Source organism: Amycolatopsis decaplanina DSM 44594 (assembly GCF_000342005.1).
In the GTDB taxonomy this organism is placed as follows: domain Bacteria; phylum Actinomycetota; class Actinomycetes; order Mycobacteriales; family Pseudonocardiaceae; genus Amycolatopsis; species Amycolatopsis decaplanina.
Genome location: NZ_AOHO01000071.1, coordinates 300,052 through 317,689, shown reverse-complemented (window position 1 = coordinate 317,689; position 17,638 = coordinate 300,052). Strand labels below are relative to the sequence as shown.

Sequence of the window (17,638 nt, the reverse complement as noted above, 5' to 3'; positions counted from 1 at the left end):
CGAACCCGGCTCCGCCGGGTGCCTTCGCCTGCCCACTCACCGACCGATTTTCGAACCAGTGGTAAGGACGGTTCTAACCGTCCTTACCACTCACGAGTGGCTCGTCGCTGAAAGTGGCCTTCGCGACATTCCGCCCCATCTCGGCGTTCGCACCGAACTGCGCGCCATCCCGGACGTCTCCGTAGTGTGGGGCTTCAGGGGTTCCACGGTACGGAGGTGGATGTGCGGGGGATTGTCGCGGCGGCGGTCGTGCTGGCGGCGTTCATCGGCGGGACGGCTCCCGCCATGGCGCAGGAGGTCCCGGCGCCGCAGCCGGTGTGCAAGAACAGCGACTCCCGGCTGAGTGAACTTTCCGGCCTCGTCTCCGACGGCGAACATCTGTACGCCCTCAACGACGGCGGAACCAAGACGCAGGTCTTCGTCCTCGGCCGCGACTGCAAGGTCCAGAAGGTCATCTCGGCCGCCACGGACCCGTACGACCCCGAAGACCTCGCCCGTACCGCGGACGGCACCTTCTGGCTTTCCGACACCGGCGACAACCGCAAGCGGCGGGACACGGTCGCGCTGATCTCGCTGACCCCGCAGGGCAAGGCGACGCTGCACCGGCTCACCTATCCCGACGGGCAGCACGACGTCGAAGCGCTGATCATGGACCGTTCCGGCACGCCGTACCTGATCACCAAGGACGTCTTCGGCGACGCGAAGGTGTACCGGCCGACAGGGCCGCTCGCCAGTCCCGGGCCGACCCCGCTGGAGAGCGTGGGGTCGCTGCAGATCAAGGAGACCTCGACACCGGGCGGACCCGTCGGGTCGATCGGTTCGATGACCGTGACCGGTGCGGCCTCGATGGCCGACGGCTCGGTGGTCGCGTTGCGTACCTACACCGACGCCTACCTCTACGCCGTCACCGATGGAGACCTCAAGAGCGCTCTGCAGCGCGAACCCGTGCGCGTTCCCCTGCCGAACGAGAAACAGGGGGAGGCGATCGCTTTCGATCCGGACGGGACGCTGCTGTCCGGCGGGGAGGGCGTCGGCGAGCAGATCCGTGCGGTGAAGGGTGCGGCGGCACTCGCCGTGGACGCGGCCAAATCCGAGGGCAGCACGTCGGGCGGGACGTCCGCGGCCGGTGGCACGGGCCAGGGGGCCGACTTCCCGTACGTACAGGTCGGTATCGCCGCGGTCGTCGTGATCGGCGGCTTTCTCCTGGTCGGTAGGCTCCGCAAACGGCGAGCCTGACGACCTCGCGGTGATGATGACCGGCGGACCGTCTTCCGAGAGCGCGCCAGCGCGACGGGAGATTTCGTCGCCGCGCGCCCTCTTTTGGGCCGGAGACCCACGGAAACGTTTTGCAGGGCGCCGTCCTCGCCGATGTGACTGAATCGCGGTCCAGCGCCCTGCGAAAGGTTTTCGTTAGCGCGCGGAAGAAATCACAGCCTGCGGAGCACGGCGACGACCTTGCCGAGGATCGTGGCGTCGTCACCCGGGATGGGCTCGTACGCCTCGTTGTGCGGCATCAGCCAGATGTGGCCGTCCTTGCGCTTGAACGTCTTGACCGTCGCCTCACCGTCGATCATCGCCGCCACGATCTCGCCCGGGTCGGCCGTGGGCTGCTGGCGCACGACGACCCAGTCGCCATCGGTGATGGCCGCGTCGACCATCGAGTCACCGGTGACGCTGAGCAGGAAGAGCTCACCCTCGCCGACGATCTCCCTCGGCAGCGGGAAGACGTCTTCGATCGCCTGCTCGGCCAGCACCGGCCCACCGGCGGCGATCCGGCCGACGAGCGGCACGTACGCGGCCTTCGCGGCCGACTGCGGCTGCTCGACCTCGATGCCCATCGGATTGTCGTCCGTCGTGGCGAGCACACCCACCGCGCGCGGGCGGTTCGGGTCGCGTCGCAGATAACCCTTGCGCTGCAGGGCCTGCAACTGGTGCGACACCGACGAAGTGGAGGTCAGCCCGACCGCCTCGCCGATCTCACGCACACTCGGCGGGTAGCCGAACCGGCTCACCCACAGTTTGATCACGTCGAGCACCTGCTGCTGCCGCACGGTCAGGGTCTCGTCCACCTCGTAGACCTCGGGCAAGGAGCGCACCTTGCCCGAGCCCCTAGGCGCGTTCCCCGCCTTGCTCTCCTTAGCCACCGTCTCGCTCCTTCATCTCCTGCGTCGCCTCCCAGTACGTCCGGTTCCCCGGACCGACTTCGCGTGTCTTCGCCGGTGGCGGGCGGTCTTCCCCGCCCACGGCACCGGCGGCGTCCGCGCAACAGACGCCCTGGTCAACGACGTTAGCCCGCCGGGACGACGATTTCAAACATCTGTTCGATGGACACGCCGTGTCGCTCGATTTTTGTCGGTGGAAGGTGGTACACATTCGCACGGGCGTTCGATAGAACGCGTGTTCGACCTTGATCGCCGGGTCCCGGCCCGGTGCGAGTGCAGCAGGACTTGCGAGGAGGTTCCGATGTCGATTCTGGCCGATCGAGGACTGGTGCGGCCCAGTTCCCCCGGGCCCGTTCCGGCAGGGGTGACCCGGCCCGTGCGAGTGGTGCGGGGCAGGCGCGCCGAGCCCTTGCGCCCGCCGACCAGGGCTCGGGTCGTGGCGGGCCGTCGCCCGGGCGTCGCCACGGTCTCCCCGGCGTGCCCGGCGCCGCGGCGGCTCCCGCTCAGGTGGCCGTCACTCGTCGGGATGGCCTTGCTCGTCACCGGGGTCATCACCGGATTGGGTCTGTTTTTGGCCGGTGTTCCCGGCGCCGCGGTGCCCGAACGGACCACGACGGTGTCCGTTTCCGCGGGGGAGACGCTGGCGGATCTCGCGGAGCGATTCGCGCCAGGCAGTGACACCGGCGCGGTCGTGGCCAAGATCAAGGAGCTCAACTCCCTGGAAAACGCAGTGCTCGTGCCCGGACTGCCGCTCACGGTCCCGGTCGCGGCCGAGGTCGCGGAAGGCGGGAGGTGATCCTGAAGGCCGCTCTCACCCGCCGTGGGTGAGCTCCTCTTTCGTGTTCGATCGAGCCCGTCCGTTGCGCTTGCGTGCGCTCGACCTGCGACCTAGTCTCCACCGCTATATGTAGTAGTTACATGGCTGTAGTTGGTCCATAGCTTGGGGTAGACTCGGTATCAGTTGTCCACAGCTGGCCGGTGTTCACCCGCCGGATGTCCACAGATCGATCCACATGTCGATCTTTCCCGTCGTTGCGTGGCGGCGGGGGCGGGCGTCCACTCGGGACCGGCCGGCGCGGAGGGGAAGGTGATCGGCGGATGAGGTGCCCGTTCTGCCGGCATGCGGACTCTCGGGTCGTCGACTCCCGAGAGGTGGATGAGGGTCAGGCGATCCGGCGGAGGCGCTCGTGCGCCGCTTGCGGCCGGCGCTTCACCACTTCGGAGACGATGGTGCTCGCCGTCGTCAAACGATCCGGGGTCACCGAGCAGTTCAGCCGGGACAAGGTCGTCCGGGGGGTGCGCCGCGCCTGCCAGGGCAGGCCGGTCGACGACGACGCGCTGCAGCAGCTCGCGCAGCGGGTCGAGGAGTCGATCCGGTCGGCGGGGCTGGCGGAGATCCCGAGTCACGAGGTCGGCCTGGCGATCCTGGGTCCCCTGCGCGAACTCGACGGCGTCGCCTATCTCCGGTTCGCCAGTGTCTACCGCTCCTTCTCCTCGGTCGAGGACTTCGAGAAGGAGATCTCGGACCTTCGTGAGGCCATGGCTGCCACACCGGACGAGAGCGATCAAGACGCGAAAGACGGCTGATGCCGCCTCCCGCGTGGGAGTGAGGTAAAGACCCATGACCGAGACCGTGGGAACAGGCACCCCGGCCACAACGCGGACGAGCGGGAAGAAGAAGCAGGCCGGCGGGCTCACCGTGCGCCGTGTCTTCACCACCGAGGGCGTCCACCCGTACGACCAGGTCACCTGGGAGAACCGGGACGTCGTGATGACGAACTGGCGCGACGGCACGGTCAACTTCGAGCAGCGCGGTGTCGAGTTCCCCGACTTCTGGTCGGTCAACGCGACGAACATCGTCACCAGCAAGTACTTCCGCGGCGCCGTCGGCACGCCTCAGCGCGAGCAGAGCCTGAGGCAGCTGATCGACCGCGTCGTCCACTCCTACGTCAACGCCGGTCGCGAACACGGCTACTTCGCGAGCCCCGCCGACGCCGAGGTCTTCGAGCACGAACTGACCTGGATGCTGCTGAACCAGGTGTTCAGCTTCAACTCGCCGGTATGGTTCAACGTCGGCACGACGTCGAAGCAGCAGGTCAGCGCGTGTTTCATCCTTTCGGTTGACGACACCATGGAGTCGATCCTCAACTGGTATCGCGAAGAGGGCCTGATCTTCAAGGGCGGCTCCGGCGCCGGCCTGAACCTCTCCCGCATCCGTTCCTCGCGTGAGCTGCTGTCCTCCGGCGGCACCGCGTCCGGTCCGGTCTCCTTCATGCGCGGCGCCGACGCCTCCGCGGGCACCATCAAGTCCGGGGGCGCCACCCGGCGCGCGGCGAAGATGGTCGTTCTCGACGTCGATCACCCGGACGTCGAGGAGTTCGTGCGGACCAAGGCCCGCGAAGAGGAGAAGATCAAGGTCCTGCGCGACGCCGGGTTCGACATGGACCTTTCCGGCTCGGACATCGCCTCCGTCCAGTACCAGAACGCGAACAACTCGGTCCGCGTCTCCGACGAGTTCATGCAGGCCGTCGAGACCGAGGGCGACTTCGGCCTGCGGTCCCGGACGACCGGCGAGGTCATCGACCGGGTCGACGCCAAGAAGCTGTTCCGCACCATCGCGCAGGCCGCCTGGGAATGCGCCGATCCGGGTCTGCAGTACGACGACACGATCAACGACTGGCACACCTGTCCCGAATCGGGCCGGATCACCGCGTCCAACCCGTGTTCGGAGTACATGCACCTGGACAACTCCAGCTGCAACCTCGCCTCGCTGAACCTGCTCAAGTTCGCCACCGAGGACGGCGGTTTCGACGCGCCGCTGTTCGCGAAGGCCGTCGAGCTGGTCATCACCGCGATGGACATCTCGATCTGCTTCGCCGACTTCCCGACCGAGGCGATCGGCGACACCACTCGCAAGTTCCGCCAGCTGGGCATCGGCTACGCGAACCTCGGCGCGCTGCTGATGGCGCTCGGGCACGCGTACGACTCCGACGGCGGCCGCGCGCTCGCCGCCGCGATCACTTCGCTGATGACAGGAGTCTCGTACCGGCGTTCGGCGGAACTCGCCGCGGTCGTCGGGCCGTACGAGGGCTACGCGCGCAACGCCGAGGCGCACCAGCGGGTCATGCGCAAGCACGCCGCGGCCAACGAACTGGTGCGGACCTACCACTCGAACGACGCCGCGGTCCGCGCGCTCGCGACCCAGGAATGGAAGCGCGGCATCGAACTCGGCGAGGCCGGCGGCTGGCGCAACGCGCAGGCCTCGGTGCTCGCCCCCACCGGCACCATCGGCTTCATGATGGACTGCGACACGACCGGCATCGAGCCGGACTTCTCGCTGGTCAAGTTCAAGAAGCTGGTCGGCGGCGGTTCGATGCAGATCGTCAACCAGACCGTCCCGCGCGCCCTGGCCGCGCTCGGCTACCAGGCCGAGCAGATCGAAGCGATCGTCGAGTACATCGCCCAGCACGGCCACGTCGTCGACGCCCCCGGCCTGCGCCAGGAGCACTACGAGGTGTTCGACTGCGCGGTGGGGGAGCGGTCCATCGCGCCGATGGGGCACGTCCGGATGATGGCCGCGGTGCAGCCGTTCTTGTCCGGCGCGATCTCCAAGACGGTCAACATGCCGGAGTCGGCGACCGTCGAAGAGGTCGAGGAGATCTACTTCCAGGGCTGGAAGTACGGCCTCAAGGCACTCGCGATCTACCGTGACAACTGCAAGGTCGGCCAGCCGCTGTCCACCGGCAAGAAGGAAAGGGCCGAGCCTCAGGCCGAGAAGGTCGTCGAGTACCGGCCGGTCCGCAAGCGCCTGCCGAAGAAGCGCCCGAGCCAGACGGTGTCGTTCACCGTCGGCGGCGCCGAGGGCTACCTGCACGCCGGTTCCTATCCGGACGACGGCCTCGGCGAGATCTTCGTGAAACTCGGCAAACAGGGATCGACCCTCGCCGGCGTGATGGACGCCTTCTCGATGTCGATCTCCGTCGGCCTGCAGCACGGGATCCCGCTCGAGTTCTACGTTTCGAAGTTCTCCAACCTGCGCTTCGAGCCCGCCGGCATGACCGACGACCCGGACATCCGCATCGCCACCAGCGTCATGGACTACCTGTTCCGCAGGCTGGCGCTGGACTACCTGCCGTACGAAAAGCGTTCGCAGCTCGGCATCTTCACCGCCGACGAACGCTCGGCGCAGGTCGAGGCGAACTACGGCACCGCTCCCGTCTCGGAACCGGAGAACGTCGACCTCGACGCGCTTCGGTCCACTGTGGATTCTTCAGCCGCGGAGCCCGCCAAGGTGGCGCATTCGACGGCGGAACTGGTCGAACTCAACCTCGGCACCGCCTCCGACGCGCCGCTCTGCATGACCTGCGGCACGAAGATGCGGCCCGCTGGTTCGTGCTACGCCTGTGAGGGGTGCGGAGCGACCTCCGGCTGTAGCTGACTTTCAGCGAGTGCCATGAAAGGGTCGTTCAGGACGATGTATGTCCTGAACGACCCTTTCATGACACAGGAGGCGAGTGCGTGACCGCTGACGGCGAAATCGTCGATCCGTTCGGTACCCTCGGTCAAGCGCTCTGGATCTGCGGCGGCCAGTGGGCGGGGAAGTCCACCGTCTCCCGGCTGCTCGCACGCCGCCACGGCATCACCGTCTATCACTACGACTTCCACGACGCCCGCGCCCATCAGGATCGCCGCATCGCCCGCCGCGTCCGCGATGGGTTGCCCATCAGGGATCCTGATCCGGACACCGTCTGGGTCGACCCCGCGCCCGAACAGATGGCCGCCGACACGATCGCCGGTTTCCCGGTGCGGTTCGAATGGGCTCTGGACGATCTGCGCGCGCTGGTCTCCGGGCGCCCGATCCTCGCCGAGGGCTGGGGGTTGCGTCCGGAGCTCGTCGCGCCGCTCCTGGATTCGCCGCGGCGGATGATCGTGATGGTGCCCACCGACGACTTCCGTGAGCATCAGCTTCGCGTGTTGCCCCGGGCCGCCGCGACGACGCATCGCGTCAGCGACCCCGAACGTGCGCGGCGCAATCGGATCGCGCGGGATCGGCTCGTCGCCGAGGACGCCGTCCGCACCGCGAACGGGCTCGGCATCCGGGTGCTCTGGATCGACGGTACGGACGACGCCGAGGCGGTCGCGGACGTCGTCGCCGAGCACTTCGGTCCTTACCTGGCCTGAGCGAGATCGAGGACAAGGGTCGCCACCGCCAGCGCCAGGAAGCCGCCTGGGAAGGCGATGTTGTAGAGGACGCGGGCGCGCACGTGGGCGAGAACGGCGCCGAAGTAGAACAGCACGAGCCCGATGGCCGCCGCGGTCCCGACGAACGGCACGCCGAGAAGACCGAGCAGCAGCCCGGCCGCACCCGCCGCCTTCAACGACGCCAACGGCGGAATCCAGGACGGGGGCACGTCGACCGCGGCGGAGTTCTCGAGGACGAACGGGGCACGCGCGAAGTCGGCGGCGGCGATCCCGGCGTTGATCACGATGGTCACGATGGCCACGATGAGATATGCGGTGAACATCCTCCCTGGACGAAGCCCGCGCCCGGAACGTGACAGCGGTCAGGATCGCCAGCGTTCGAGCACCGCGTCGATGGTGGTGCGGATGCGGTCGCGGGCCGCCTGCCGTTCCACGCCTGCCATCAGGAGGTCGTCGTACTCGGTGTCCAGATGCCGGATCGAGGCGACGACGGCGAGGAACACCGCTCGTTCGGCCAGTTCCCGTCCGGCGGCGGACCGGCCCACCCGGCCGCTGCCGCGCAGGCCCGCGTGTTCGGCGATGGCGCGCGCTCGCTCCGGCGGGCAGCCGGGGAACATCTCCGTGATCGCGGTGTGGAACCGGGCGGTGAACTCGACGTCCTCGTGGGCGCGGCGTTCGCGATCGCGGCCACGGCGTCGTTCCCGGACGTCCTCGTCGGCGAGGCATTGTTCCTCGGCGCTGCGCAACGCCGCGTCCTCGACCAGGAGACCTTGCCGCTCACTGCGTTTCCGCGACCGGTTGAAGCGAACGACCACCGCGGAAAGCCGGCTCGCCTTCTTCGCGCGGCGGGTCAGAGCGGTGTCGCCGGAGGGCAGGAAGACCAGGTGACCGAGGTCGGCGCAGTCGAGGCAGTGCGGCTTTTCGTTCTCCAGGAACAACAGATCGCCGGTGCCGCCGCAGTCGGCGCAGGTCCAGTCCTTCAAAGCCACGGAGACGACGAGATCCGGCGCCTTCTGCTGCCGGGCGACGACTTGTGCCCGTTTGGCCGCGGACAGCCCCGGCATGATCCAGTGCGTCCGGAACAGCGGTTCGAGACCGGCGAGTTCGCCGGAAGTCACCCGGAGGACCGCCCGGTCGCGGGTCGCGCCGACGTGCTCGATCTCCGACCCTTCGAGGCCTTTCGCCGCGACCCAGCGTTGCAGGGCACCGAGCGCGAAGGTCAGTTTCTCCGCGTTCACCGGCAGTGCCGCGGACAGAACGGGGATCCGGCCCTGCTGCCAGGCTTTGAGGACGTTGTCCGGTAGCCAGCCGATGCCGTTCAGGATGTCGAGCGCGGTCACCGATTTCCGCTTGGACAGCAGCTTCTCCGCCGTCTCCACGACGCGCTGTTCCAGTTTCGCCTCACCCTGCATCGCCGGGAATCCTAGCGATCACGTGGTTTCGGTGCGGGCCCGGTAGGCCCGGATCTTGGCGCGGTTGCCGCAGCGCTCCATCGAGCACCAGCGGCGGTTGCCCGAGCGTGAGGTGTCGAAGAACAGCAGATGGCAGTCGTCCGCGGAACATTCGCGGACGCGGCCGGACCGTTCGCCCGCGACCAGGCCGATGGCGTCGCGGGCGACGGCGCCGAGGAGTTGGTTCCCGGTGACGGGCGGCGCCCAGGCGAGCTGCCGTGTCTTCGGGTCGACGAGAGGCCGCAGGGTCGCCGCGGTCGCGCTGTTCAGCAGGACGAGGTCGTCGTCCGACGGCGCTTCGCCACGGGCGAGGGTGGGCGCGACGCGGTAGAGCGTGTCGCGCAGCTCCTTGAGCGCGGTGAGTTCGGCGGGCCGGATCCGGACTTCGGTCAGGGGAGCGGTCAGCGCCAGCCGGGAGCCGGTGAACCAGACGGCCAGGTCGGACGGCGTGTGCGCGATCTCGTAGCGCTCGTACGGGCCGGGGCCGCCGGTCAGCATGAGTTCGAGGCAGAGGCTGCCCGGATCGAACCGGTACCGCTCACCCTGGGCGTTGACGAGCAGTCTTGTTCCCGGAGTCATGTAACCACTATAGTCGGTTTCAGAAACCAGGTAAGACGGTTACAGCGGAGGCGTGATGATCGGCAAGACGAAGGACGCGGGCTGGGAGATCGGCGTCTCCAAGACGGTGGCGTATCCGCTGGAGCAGGTTTGGGAGTACCTCTCAGGTCCGGGCCTGGCCGCCTGGCTGGGCGACGTGCGGCTGGAACCGGAGAAGGGCGCGCCGTACGAGACGGCCGAGGGCACTGTCGGCGAGGTCCGCGGGTACCGCGAACGCGAGAAGATCCGCCTCACCTGGCGGCCGAAGGACTGGGATCACGAGAGCACGGTCCAGGTGGGGCTCCGTCCGGCCGGGCCGGGCAAGACGGTCGTGGTCTTCCATCAGGAGCGGCTCGCCGGTCCGGAAGAGCGTGCCGCGCAGCGCGAGCACTGGCAAGCCGTGATGAAGCTCGTCGTCGACGGGCTCGCCGGCTGATCAGGCGAGGGCTCGGCGGGCGAGCTCGGTCAGGGTGTCGATGATCTGTTCGGCACTCAGGCCGAGCTCGCCCGTTTGATGGAGGAACACCTCCGCGGCGAGCGGTGCCAGCAGGATGTCGGCGAGCGCGTCCGGATCTTTCGCGTTCGCCTGCTCGGCGAGATGGCGGACATGGGTGCGCCACAGCCGGTACGGCCCGGTGGTGAACCGTGAGTGCCCGACCTCGGTGCCGAGGACGAGATGCGCGTGCCGGGCGAGCAATCCGATCATCGCCGTGTAGAACGCGGCCAGCCGCTCGGCGGGCGGCGCGCCGGGCCCCAGCGGGGGAGGGCCGGTGAGCAGCCGCTCCTGGAGTTCCCGCTCGTGTTCGTCCAGCAGGGCGACGGCGATCGCCGAGCGGTCCGGGTAGCGGCGGTACAGCGTCGCGCGGCCGACACCGGCCGCTTTGGCGATGTCCTCCATGGTGACGTCCGCGGCCGGACGTGCGGCGAAGAGCTCTTCGGCGGCCTTCAGGATCTTCGCGCGGTTACGGGCGGCGTCCGAGCGTTCCCGTCCCGGGCCGTTCGCGAGCAGATCTTCCGTCGGCATGTTCGCAGCCTAGGGAATATCCGGACGCATCGTCCACTTGTACCCGGCGAAGCAAGTGGACGCCGTGTCCACTTCATCGTCCGGGAGGCCCCGATGAGCCACCTTCTCCACCTCGACTCCAGTGCCCGCAGCGCGTCGTTCTCCCGCGAGCTGAGTGCTCGTTTCGCCGAGGTCTGGCGTGCCGCGAACCCTGGCGCGGGCTACACCTACCGCGACGTGGCCGCCGATCCGGTGCCGCCGATCGGCCAGGCATGGACCGAGATCTGCGACGCCCTCCTCCAGGCCGGGATCACCGATCCGGCCGGCTACGCCTCGGTGGTGAAGACGCCGGAGCAGCGCGAGGCCTGGGCGGTCATCGAGCCGCTGCTGGCCGAACTGCTCGCCGCCGACGTCGTGCTGATCGGGGCGCCGATGTACAACTTCTCGATCCCCGCGACGCTCAAGCTGTGGATCGACCAGGTGACGTTCCCGAAGATGTCCTTGGCGGGCAAGGCTTTCGTGGTCGCGGGAGCGCGTGGCGGCACTTACCTGCCCGGCACGCCGCGGGAGCCGGTCGACCATCACGAGCGCTACCTGCGCGACTTCTTCGCCGGGCATTACGACGTCCACGACGTCACGTTCTTGAACGCCGAGCTCACGAACGCTCTCGTCGACCCGCGGCTGAGCCCGCGCGACCCCGACCGGATCGCGTCGCGGGAACAGGCACTCCTGGGCGTCGAAAAGCTGGCTTCGGCCGGAAGGGAAGTCTGATGGGCTGGGGAATCCTGCTCCTGGCGGGAGTCGTCGAGGTCGCCTGGTCGCAGAGCATCAAGCCGACGGATAACTTCACCCGGTTCTGGCCGACCGTGCTGTGCTTCGTGCTGGGCGTCGCCGCGGTCTATCTGCTGTCCAAGGCGATGGACTCGATTCCGGTGGGGACCGCGTACGCCGTGTTCACCGGCATCGGCGCGGTCGGCGCGATCGTCTTCGGCATCGTGATCCACAAGGACCCGGTCGGCTTCGGCCGGTTCGCCGCGATGGCGCTGATCGTGGGAGGGGTGGTGCTGGCGAAGGTGGCGGAGTGAGCCGAGTGTCATGAGGGGCCCCCTGGGACGAAAAGTGTCCTATGTGGACCCCTCATGACGGGTCAGGAGGAGAGCTTCTCCCACAGGAATTCGAGCATCAGCGCCCATTTGAACGCCAGCTGCTCGTTGTCGGCCGCGGCGCCGTGCCCGCCCTCGATGTTCTCGTGATAGCGCACGTCGTGCCCCTGCTCCAGCATCCGCGCGACCATCTTGCGTGCGTGCGCGGGATGCACGCGATCGTCCCTGGTGGACGTGACGAACAGGACCGGCGGGTACTCGCCTTCACCGCGGACGTTCTGGTACGGCGAGTACTTGCCGATGAAGTCCCATTCCGCCGGGTCGTCGGGATCGCCGTACTCGGCCATCCACGACGCGCCCGCGAGGAGCTTGTGGTACCGCTTCATGTCGAGCAGCGGCACCTGGCTCACGATCGCGCCGAACAGATGCGGGTAGCGCGTGAGCATGACACCCATCAGCAGCCCGCCGTTGCTGCCGCCCTGGATGCCGAGGCGTGCGGGCTCGCTGATGCCGCGTTCGACGAGGTCGGCGGCGACGGCCGAGAAGTCCTCGTAAACCTTGTACCGCTTGGCCTTGGTCACCGAGGTGTGCCAGTCCGGCCCGTACTCGCCGCCGCCGCGGATGTTCGCGACGACGTAGGTGCCACCGCGCGAGAGCCAGCCGCGGCCGATGACGCCGCTGTAGCTGGGGGTCAGTGAGACCTCGAAGCCGCCGTAGCCGGTCAGCAGTGTCGGCCCGCCTTCGGCGCCGGAGGGGCGTACGACGAAGTACGGGATCTTCGTGCCGTCTTCGGAGGTCGCGAAGTACTGCGAGACCGTCATGCCCTCGCTGTCGAAGAACGAGGGAGCACGCTTGAGAACCTCGACGTCGCCTCCGACATGCCCGTAGCTCAGCGTAGACGGCTGGGTGTAGCCGCTGGAGTCGAGCAGGTACTCGTCGCTGACGTCGGGGTCGGTGCCGGTGATCTGCGCCGTGCCCAGTTCCGGGGTGCCCGCGAGCGGCCGGGATGTCCAGCCTTCGGACGGCGTGAGCACGCGCAGTTCCGTCCGGACGTCGGACAGGGTCGAGAGCAACAGGTGGTTGTGCGTCCACGCCCAGTACTCCAGCGACGTGTGCGCGTCCGGCGTGAAGAGGGTCGTGAAGGTGCGCTCACCCGCCATGAACGCGTCGAACCCGGACGCGAGCAGAGTGCCGGAGGGATACGTCCTGCCTTCGATGGTCCAGTCCCAGCGAAGCCGGATCAGCAGCCACTCGCGGTGCGACGACGTCTGCGCGTCTTCGGGGACCTCGATGCGTTCGAGACCGGCGGCCGTCCGGACGTACCTTTCCGTGCGGTAGAAGTCGATCGACCGGTAGACGAAGTCACGTTCCCAGCCCTCGGTCGGATCGTGGTGGGCGGACACCGAGACGTCGTCCGGCTTGCCCTCGAAGACCACCGTCGCCTCTTCGAGCGGGGTGCCCCGCCGCCATTCCTTCGCCAGCCTCGGATAGCCCGAACTGGTCAGCGTCCCCGGTCCGAAATCGGTGCCGATGTAGACCCGGTCGCGGTCGATCCAGCCGATCCTGGTCTTGGCCTCGGGCACGAAGAACCCGTCTTCGACGAAACGGCGCTCGTCGAGGTCGAACTCGCGGACCACGGTCGCGTCGGCGCCGCCCCGCGACAGTTCGACCAGCGCGCGGTGATAACCCGGCCGGAGGACGGCCGCGCCCTGCCACACCCAGTTCTCGCCGTCGGTCTCGGCCAGCGCGTCGACGTCGAGCAGGAGTTCCCACTCCGGCGTGTCGAGCCGGTACTGCTCCAGGGTGGTGCGGCGCCACAGGCCCCGGGGGTTGGCCGAGTCCTGCCAGAAGTTGTACAGGTATTCGCCGCGGCGCCGGACGTACGGGATCCGGTCGTCGGCGTCGAGGACCTCGCGGACCTCGTCACGGATCCCGGCGAACCGCTCGCCGCCTGCCAGTTCCGCCAGAGCCTCGGCGTTGCGGGCTCGCACCCAGTCCAGCGCTTCTTCGCCGGTCACGTCTTCCAGCCACAGGTACGGGTCCTCGTCACTCATGCTCACAGTCTCGCCGGGGCCTCGGTCCTGGCGCCACCAGGTGCCCGTTCTTCGCCTGACCTGCCCCCGCTCCGTATGCTGTGGGCTCGCACGTTGGGGGGACACCATGACCGGCACCGACGAGGTACCCAGACCGTTCACGCCTTCGCCGCCTCGTCCCGAAAGCCCCCGCAACACGGGGGCCGCCGTGGTCGGTCTGCTCATCGTCGCCGCGCTGACCACCACCGGGATGGCGATGGCGGGCGGACCGCGGAAGATCGACGGTCAGGCCCTCCCGGCGTCCGGTGTGTACACCTCGGAAGGGGCCAAGGCGCCCGCCGGGAACGCGAAACCCGCGCCCAAGGAGGTGCGGGAACTGGAGACGAACCCGCTGCTGGCCGAAGGGGTCACGCTCGGCGCGGTCACCTGCCGGCTGCCCGCGATCAGCCGCGAGCCCGCGAAATTGGAGACGTACTACAAGACCTTCGTGTCGTGTCTCGCCGAAGCCTGGAAACCCGCCTTGGACCAGGCGAACGAGCCCGCGTTGACGGCGACCGTGCAGGTGACGCTGCCCGAGACCAGCGCCTGCGGGAAGGCACCGAGCGAGAACGAGGCCGTCGCCTACTACTGCGGCGGCGACACCACGATCTACGCGCCGACCCAGTGGATGCTGGGCGACGCGGGCCTCGAACGGTCCCGCCACCTCGCGACGATGGCCCACGAATACGGGCATCACATCCAGCGCTCCAGCGGGATCCTGTCGGCGGCCGCGGAGAAGATGTCGTCCCCGGACGAGGACTCACCGGCCGACAAGGAACTGGTCCGCCGCATCGAACTGCAGGCGAACTGCTTCGGCGCGCTCGCCCTCGCGGCCGCCTCCGGCCGCGGTTCGATCAGCAAGTCGCTGGCCAACGCCGCTCTCGACGACTACGGCCGTGCCGACGACAGCGACACCCACGGCAGCCGTCGTAACCAGCTGAAATGGGCGAAGGCCGGGTTCTCCGGGAAGACGACGTCGGCGTGCAACACCTGGGCGGCCCCGGCGGCCGACGTCAAATGACCGACGACGTGATGGCCGAGATCAACGCCGGCCTCCAGATGCACATCTCCGGTGACCGCGCCGGTGCGCGCGAGAAGTTCGCGGCGCTGTGGGAACGGATCGGCGAGGAAGGCGACCCGCTGCACCGGTGCGCGCTCGCGCACTACATGGCCGACGTCTGCGACGCCCCGGCCGACGAACTCGCCTGGGATCTCCGCGCGCTCGCGGCGGCCGATTCGCTCACCGACGAGCGTGCCAAGGAGTATCACGCGACTCTGGCCGTGCGCGGGTTCTATCCGTCGCTGCACCTGAACCTCGCCGAGGATTACCGCAAACTGGGTGACCACGAGGCCGCGAAGGCCCAGTGGGAGCTCGGCCGGGGCACACTCGGCGCGCTCGGCGACGACCCGTACGGCACCGGGATCATCCAGGCGTACGACGCGCTCGCGACCAGGCTCGGTATCGAACCGGACTCTCCGGACTTTCGCGCACGGCGGTGAAGCCATAACCTGGAGTGACTCAGGTCACCCACCCGGGAGGAGCGCGTATGCGGATTTCCGATCTGTTGCGGAACAAGGGGGCGGCCGTCGCGACCGTCTCGCCGGAGACGAACGTCACCGAACTGCTCGAGAGACTCGCGGAGCACAACGTCGGCGCCTTGGTGGTCGTCGACGCCGAGGGTGGGATCGTCGGGATCGTCTCCGAACGGGACGTGGTGCGCCGGCTCAACGAGCGCGGGCCCCAGCTGCTCGACGGATCGGTGTCCGCGATCATGACGAAGATGGTCGCGAGCTGCACACCCGAGGATTCGGTGGACCAGCTGTCGATCCTGATGACCGAACGCCGCATCCGGCACGTCCCGGTCGTGGTGGACGGCAGGCTCGCGGGGATCGTGAGCATCGGCGACGTCGTGAAGACCCGGATGGAACAGCTGGAGAAGAGCCAGGAACAGCTGGAGGCCTACATCTCCCAGGGCTGAACCGCGCTCGGTCTGATGAGTGGTAAGGCGGGGTCGCGAAGGGACGGATGAAGGAATGGGTCGTTCAGCGTCCCGAATCCTCCGCGATCACTGCTCAGTGCCGTTCCAAAGGGACTTACCCGCACGATCGCGTGTACCACGCGGTTTCCGGCTGTCCGATTCGAACACGAAACCGCGGACCTGCCCGGTTTCCAAGGTGACCGAGCCGTAGACGCCGCCTTCGACGACATCGAGGTGCGTGCAGCGGCAGGGCAAAGGTGGCGTGTCCGTGAAGGCCTCCTTCCCTACTTTCAGGGTAGGGAAGGAGGCCTTCACGGACTTTCTGTGTCTTACCCCTCAAGCCAAGGTGGACTGTCCGCTGTCGGACAGCGTGCCGTCGACGGTGACGGTGGTGGTGGTGTGCGTCCGACGCGCGTAGGCGAGGCGCGGGACGACGTCCACAGAGAACTCGATGCGTCCGCGCACGCAGCGGATCATCCGGATCAGCCGGTGGTCGGGGTCGCGTGCGGTTCGGACACCGGGCGCATGACGTGTACGGCTCTCCGACGGGACTGACTCGGCAGTAGCCGGCAGTGGCCGCCACCGGGATCCAGGAGCGTGGCGAACACGCTCGGAGAATCGAACCGGGGGCAGCGGAACCAGTCGATCGCGCCGTCGGTACTCACCAACGCGGCGGTCCGCGAGTCCCCGATCAACCCATCGTCGGCGATGACCGATGGTCGGTCCACAGGCAGCTCCTTGCCGGACAGGGCTTTCGACCGAGCTAACCCGTTCCCGGAGAACCGGGCATCACCTCGGGCGGATGAGTTCCCGGCCGAGAGGCCGACTGACGCTCATCCGTCTCGGGTGATGTGAGCGCTCCCGGCGTCACTGTGCGATGGCCATGGTCGTATCAGCAACTTTCAGAAGGGACGGTGAGACGTGGACACGTTGACCATCTGGATGTTCAACTCAGCCGATGGCGCGGACCACGCGGCGGAGACGGTGAAGAGCCTGGCGAAGAGACAGCTCATTTCGGTACACGACGCCGCGACGGTCTCGTGGCCGAAAGGCGCCTCCAAGCCGAAACTCCGCCAGCAACGCAATCTGGCCGGCCACGGCGCGCTGACCGGCGCGTTCTGGGGAATGCTCTTCGGCCTGATCTTCCTCGTGCCGCTGCTCGGCGCGGCGGTCGGCGCCACGGCGGGAACCCTCGGCGGATTGGCGTCGGATTACGGCATCGACGACGACCTGATCCGGCAGATCAGGGGAGAGATCACCGAAGGTACGTCGGCCCTGTTCCTGCTCAGCTCGGGAGCCGTCATCGACAAAGTACGAGACGCTTTCGCCGGCCAGGAAAGGCCAGAGCTGATCTTCACGAACCTGACCCCCGAACAGGAGAAGGCGCTGCGCGAAACCTTCACGACGGAAAAGGAATTCCAGACCGCCGAAGAACCGGGAACGGGGTCGAAATGAGTCAGCAGTGGAACGCCGATCCCGATCTCACCGACCGCGGCCAGGGAGGGCACCGGTCCGGGCTACGGCCGATCTGGGCCGGTTGGATCGTCTTCGCCTGCGTGATCATGGTCATCCTCGGCACGTTCGACGCCATCGTGGGAATCGTGGCCCTGGTCCAGGGCGGCTACTACATCGCGGGTCCTGAGTACACGCTCGTCCTTGACCTGACCGGCTGGGCGTGGGCCCATCTGGTGGGTGGTGTGCTGGTGGCGATCGCCGGCGGTGCCCTCCTTACGGGTGCCATCTGGGCGAGGGTGGTCGCTGTGCTTTTCGCAGCCGGGAACGCGTTGACCCATCTGGTGTTCCTCGCGGCGCATCCGCTGTGGTCGACGATCGTGATAGCCCTGTGCGTGACGGTCATCTGGGCGGTCATCGTCCACGGTGACGAAGCCCCGAGTCGCGGGGCGTGGTGACAGACCGGCCCACACTTCGAATACCGCGAGCACCCGCCGTCCTGCTCGGCACGGCCGCGATCGTCATCGTGATCACGCTCAGCCCGGGCACGGCCGGTTACGAAGCCTCGGCTTTCCTCGCCGGGCAGCGACGGCGGCGCTCGTGGTGTTCGTTTACTG

Annotated in this window: 21 protein-coding genes; 13 read left to right on the top strand and 8 right to left on the bottom strand. The window is 68.0% G+C overall.

Annotation, left to right across the window (positions count from 1 at the left end; translation table 11 throughout):
* Positions 1–222: 222 nt before the first annotated feature.
* Complete coding sequence (locus tag H074_RS29785; protein WP_007033791.1) at positions 223–1,236, top strand: SdiA-regulated/phytase-like domain-containing protein; 1,014 nt, start codon at positions 223–225, stop codon at positions 1,234–1,236.
* 191 nt (positions 1,237–1,427) lie between these two features.
* Here H074_RS29785 and lexA read toward each other — a convergent pair whose 3' ends face one another.
* Positions 1,428–2,144: a transcriptional repressor LexA gene (gene lexA / locus H074_RS29780; RefSeq protein WP_039923627.1), complete on the bottom strand. Its 717-nt coding sequence runs from the start codon at positions 2,142–2,144 to the stop codon at positions 1,428–1,430.
* A 319-nt stretch (positions 2,145–2,463) separates the two neighbouring features.
* Between lexA and H074_RS41720 the strand changes: the two genes are divergently transcribed.
* The 4 genes from H074_RS41720 (at position 2,464) to H074_RS29760 (ending at position 7,343) form a co-directional block, all read left to right on the top strand.
* Positions 2,464–2,958 (top strand): LysM peptidoglycan-binding domain-containing protein, encoded by a 495-nt coding sequence (locus H074_RS41720; RefSeq protein ID WP_039923626.1) that lies wholly within the window; start codon positions 2,464–2,466, stop codon positions 2,956–2,958.
* Positions 2,959–3,260: 302 nt separating this feature from the next.
* Positions 3,261–3,749 (top strand): transcriptional regulator NrdR, encoded by a 489-nt coding sequence (gene nrdR, locus H074_RS29770; RefSeq protein ID WP_034311932.1) that lies wholly within the window; start codon positions 3,261–3,263, stop codon positions 3,747–3,749.
* 34 nt (positions 3,750–3,783) lie between these two features.
* Positions 3,784–6,600: a vitamin B12-dependent ribonucleotide reductase gene (locus tag H074_RS29765; protein ID WP_007033788.1), complete on the top strand. Its 2,817-nt coding sequence runs from the start codon at positions 3,784–3,786 to the stop codon at positions 6,598–6,600.
* 80 nt (positions 6,601–6,680) lie between these two features.
* Positions 6,681–7,343 (top strand): hypothetical protein, encoded by a 663-nt coding sequence (locus H074_RS29760; RefSeq protein ID WP_007033787.1) that lies wholly within the window; start codon positions 6,681–6,683, stop codon positions 7,341–7,343.
* Here H074_RS29760 and H074_RS29755 read toward each other — a convergent pair.
* Genes H074_RS29755 through H074_RS29745 form a run of 3 tightly spaced genes read right to left on the bottom strand, consistent with a single transcriptional unit; the run spans position 7,331 to position 9,394 of the window.
* Positions 7,331–7,687 (bottom strand): DoxX family protein, encoded by a 357-nt coding sequence (locus H074_RS29755; RefSeq protein WP_007033786.1) that lies wholly within the window; start codon positions 7,685–7,687, stop codon positions 7,331–7,333. The two genes, H074_RS29760 and H074_RS29755, sit on opposite strands and share 13 nt — an antisense overlap.
* Before the next feature lie 39 nt (positions 7,688–7,726).
* On the bottom strand, positions 7,727–8,776 hold the full coding sequence (locus H074_RS29750; protein ID WP_007033785.1) for a DUF2293 domain-containing protein: 1,050 nt from the start codon (positions 8,774–8,776) through the stop codon (positions 7,727–7,729).
* Positions 8,777–8,794: 18 nt separating this feature from the next.
* A complete protein-coding gene (locus H074_RS29745; protein WP_007033784.1) occupies positions 8,795–9,394 on the bottom strand; it encodes a CGNR zinc finger domain-containing protein in 600 nt (199 codons plus the stop codon).
* Positions 9,395–9,449: 55 nt separating this feature from the next.
* Between H074_RS29745 and H074_RS29740 the strand changes: the two genes are divergently transcribed.
* On the top strand, positions 9,450–9,848 hold the full coding sequence (locus tag H074_RS29740) for an SRPBCC family protein (protein WP_007033783.1): 399 nt from the start codon (positions 9,450–9,452) through the stop codon (positions 9,846–9,848).
* Here the strand turns inward: H074_RS29740 and H074_RS29735 are convergent, their stop codons facing one another.
* Complete coding sequence (locus tag H074_RS29735; protein WP_007033782.1) at positions 9,849–10,436, bottom strand: TetR/AcrR family transcriptional regulator; 588 nt, start codon at positions 10,434–10,436, stop codon at positions 9,849–9,851.
* A gap of 93 nt (positions 10,437–10,529) precedes the next feature.
* On the opposite strand from H074_RS29735, the gene H074_RS29730 reads away from it, so the two are divergent.
* Positions 10,530–11,186, top strand: a complete 657-nt coding sequence (locus H074_RS29730; protein ID WP_007033781.1) for an FMN-dependent NADH-azoreductase — start codon at positions 10,530–10,532, stop codon at positions 11,184–11,186.
* Complete coding sequence (locus H074_RS29725) at positions 11,186–11,500, top strand: DMT family transporter (protein WP_007033780.1); 315 nt, start codon at positions 11,186–11,188, stop codon at positions 11,498–11,500. The genes H074_RS29730 and H074_RS29725 overlap by 1 nt, the downstream gene beginning before the upstream one ends.
* A 62-nt stretch (positions 11,501–11,562) precedes the next feature.
* On the opposite strand, the gene H074_RS29720 is transcribed toward H074_RS29725, so the two are convergent.
* Positions 11,563–13,572 (bottom strand): prolyl oligopeptidase family serine peptidase, encoded by a 2,010-nt coding sequence (locus H074_RS29720; protein WP_007033779.1) that lies wholly within the window; start codon positions 13,570–13,572, stop codon positions 11,563–11,565.
* 106 nt (positions 13,573–13,678) lie between these two features.
* On the opposite strand from H074_RS29720, the gene H074_RS29715 reads away from it, so the two are divergent.
* Genes H074_RS29715 through H074_RS29705 form a run of 3 tightly spaced genes read left to right on the top strand, consistent with a single transcriptional unit; the run spans position 13,679 to position 15,569 of the window.
* Entirely contained in the window at positions 13,679–14,611 is a 933-nt protein-coding gene (locus H074_RS29715) for a neutral zinc metallopeptidase (RefSeq protein WP_007033778.1), read from the top strand.
* Positions 14,608–15,090, top strand: coding sequence for a hypothetical protein (locus H074_RS29710; RefSeq protein ID WP_007033777.1), 483 nt, complete (start codon positions 14,608–14,610; stop codon positions 15,088–15,090). The genes H074_RS29715 and H074_RS29710 overlap by 4 nt, the downstream gene beginning before the upstream one ends.
* Positions 15,091–15,137: 47 nt before the next feature.
* Positions 15,138–15,569 carry a CBS domain-containing protein gene (locus H074_RS29705; protein ID WP_007033776.1) on the top strand — a complete coding sequence of 144 codons (432 nt, stop codon included), beginning with the start codon at positions 15,138–15,140 and terminating at the stop codon, positions 15,567–15,569.
* Between the two features lie 336 nt (positions 15,570–15,905).
* On the opposite strand, the gene H074_RS42130 is transcribed toward H074_RS29705, so the two are convergent.
* Together H074_RS42130 and H074_RS41160 are read right to left on the bottom strand one after the other, a co-directional pair.
* Complete coding sequence (locus H074_RS42130) at positions 15,906–16,034, bottom strand: hypothetical protein (protein WP_268744780.1); 129 nt, start codon at positions 16,032–16,034, stop codon at positions 15,906–15,908.
* A 17-nt stretch (positions 16,035–16,051) separates the two neighbouring features.
* Positions 16,052–16,297: a trehalase-like domain-containing protein gene (locus H074_RS41160; protein WP_007033775.1), complete on the bottom strand. Its 246-nt coding sequence runs from the start codon at positions 16,295–16,297 to the stop codon at positions 16,052–16,054.
* A 193-nt stretch (positions 16,298–16,490) separates the two neighbouring features.
* On the opposite strand from H074_RS41160, the gene H074_RS29695 reads away from it, so the two are divergent.
* The gene (locus tag H074_RS29695) at positions 16,491–17,024 is read left to right on the top strand and encodes a DUF1269 domain-containing protein (protein ID WP_007033774.1); all 534 of its coding nucleotides are present in this window, start codon (positions 16,491–16,493) and stop codon (positions 17,022–17,024) included.
* Positions 17,021–17,479, top strand: a complete 459-nt coding sequence (locus H074_RS29690; protein ID WP_007033773.1) for a DUF7144 family membrane protein — start codon at positions 17,021–17,023, stop codon at positions 17,477–17,479. Before H074_RS29695 ends, H074_RS29690 begins: the two co-directional genes overlap by 4 nt.
* Positions 17,480–17,638 lie beyond the last annotated feature (159 nt).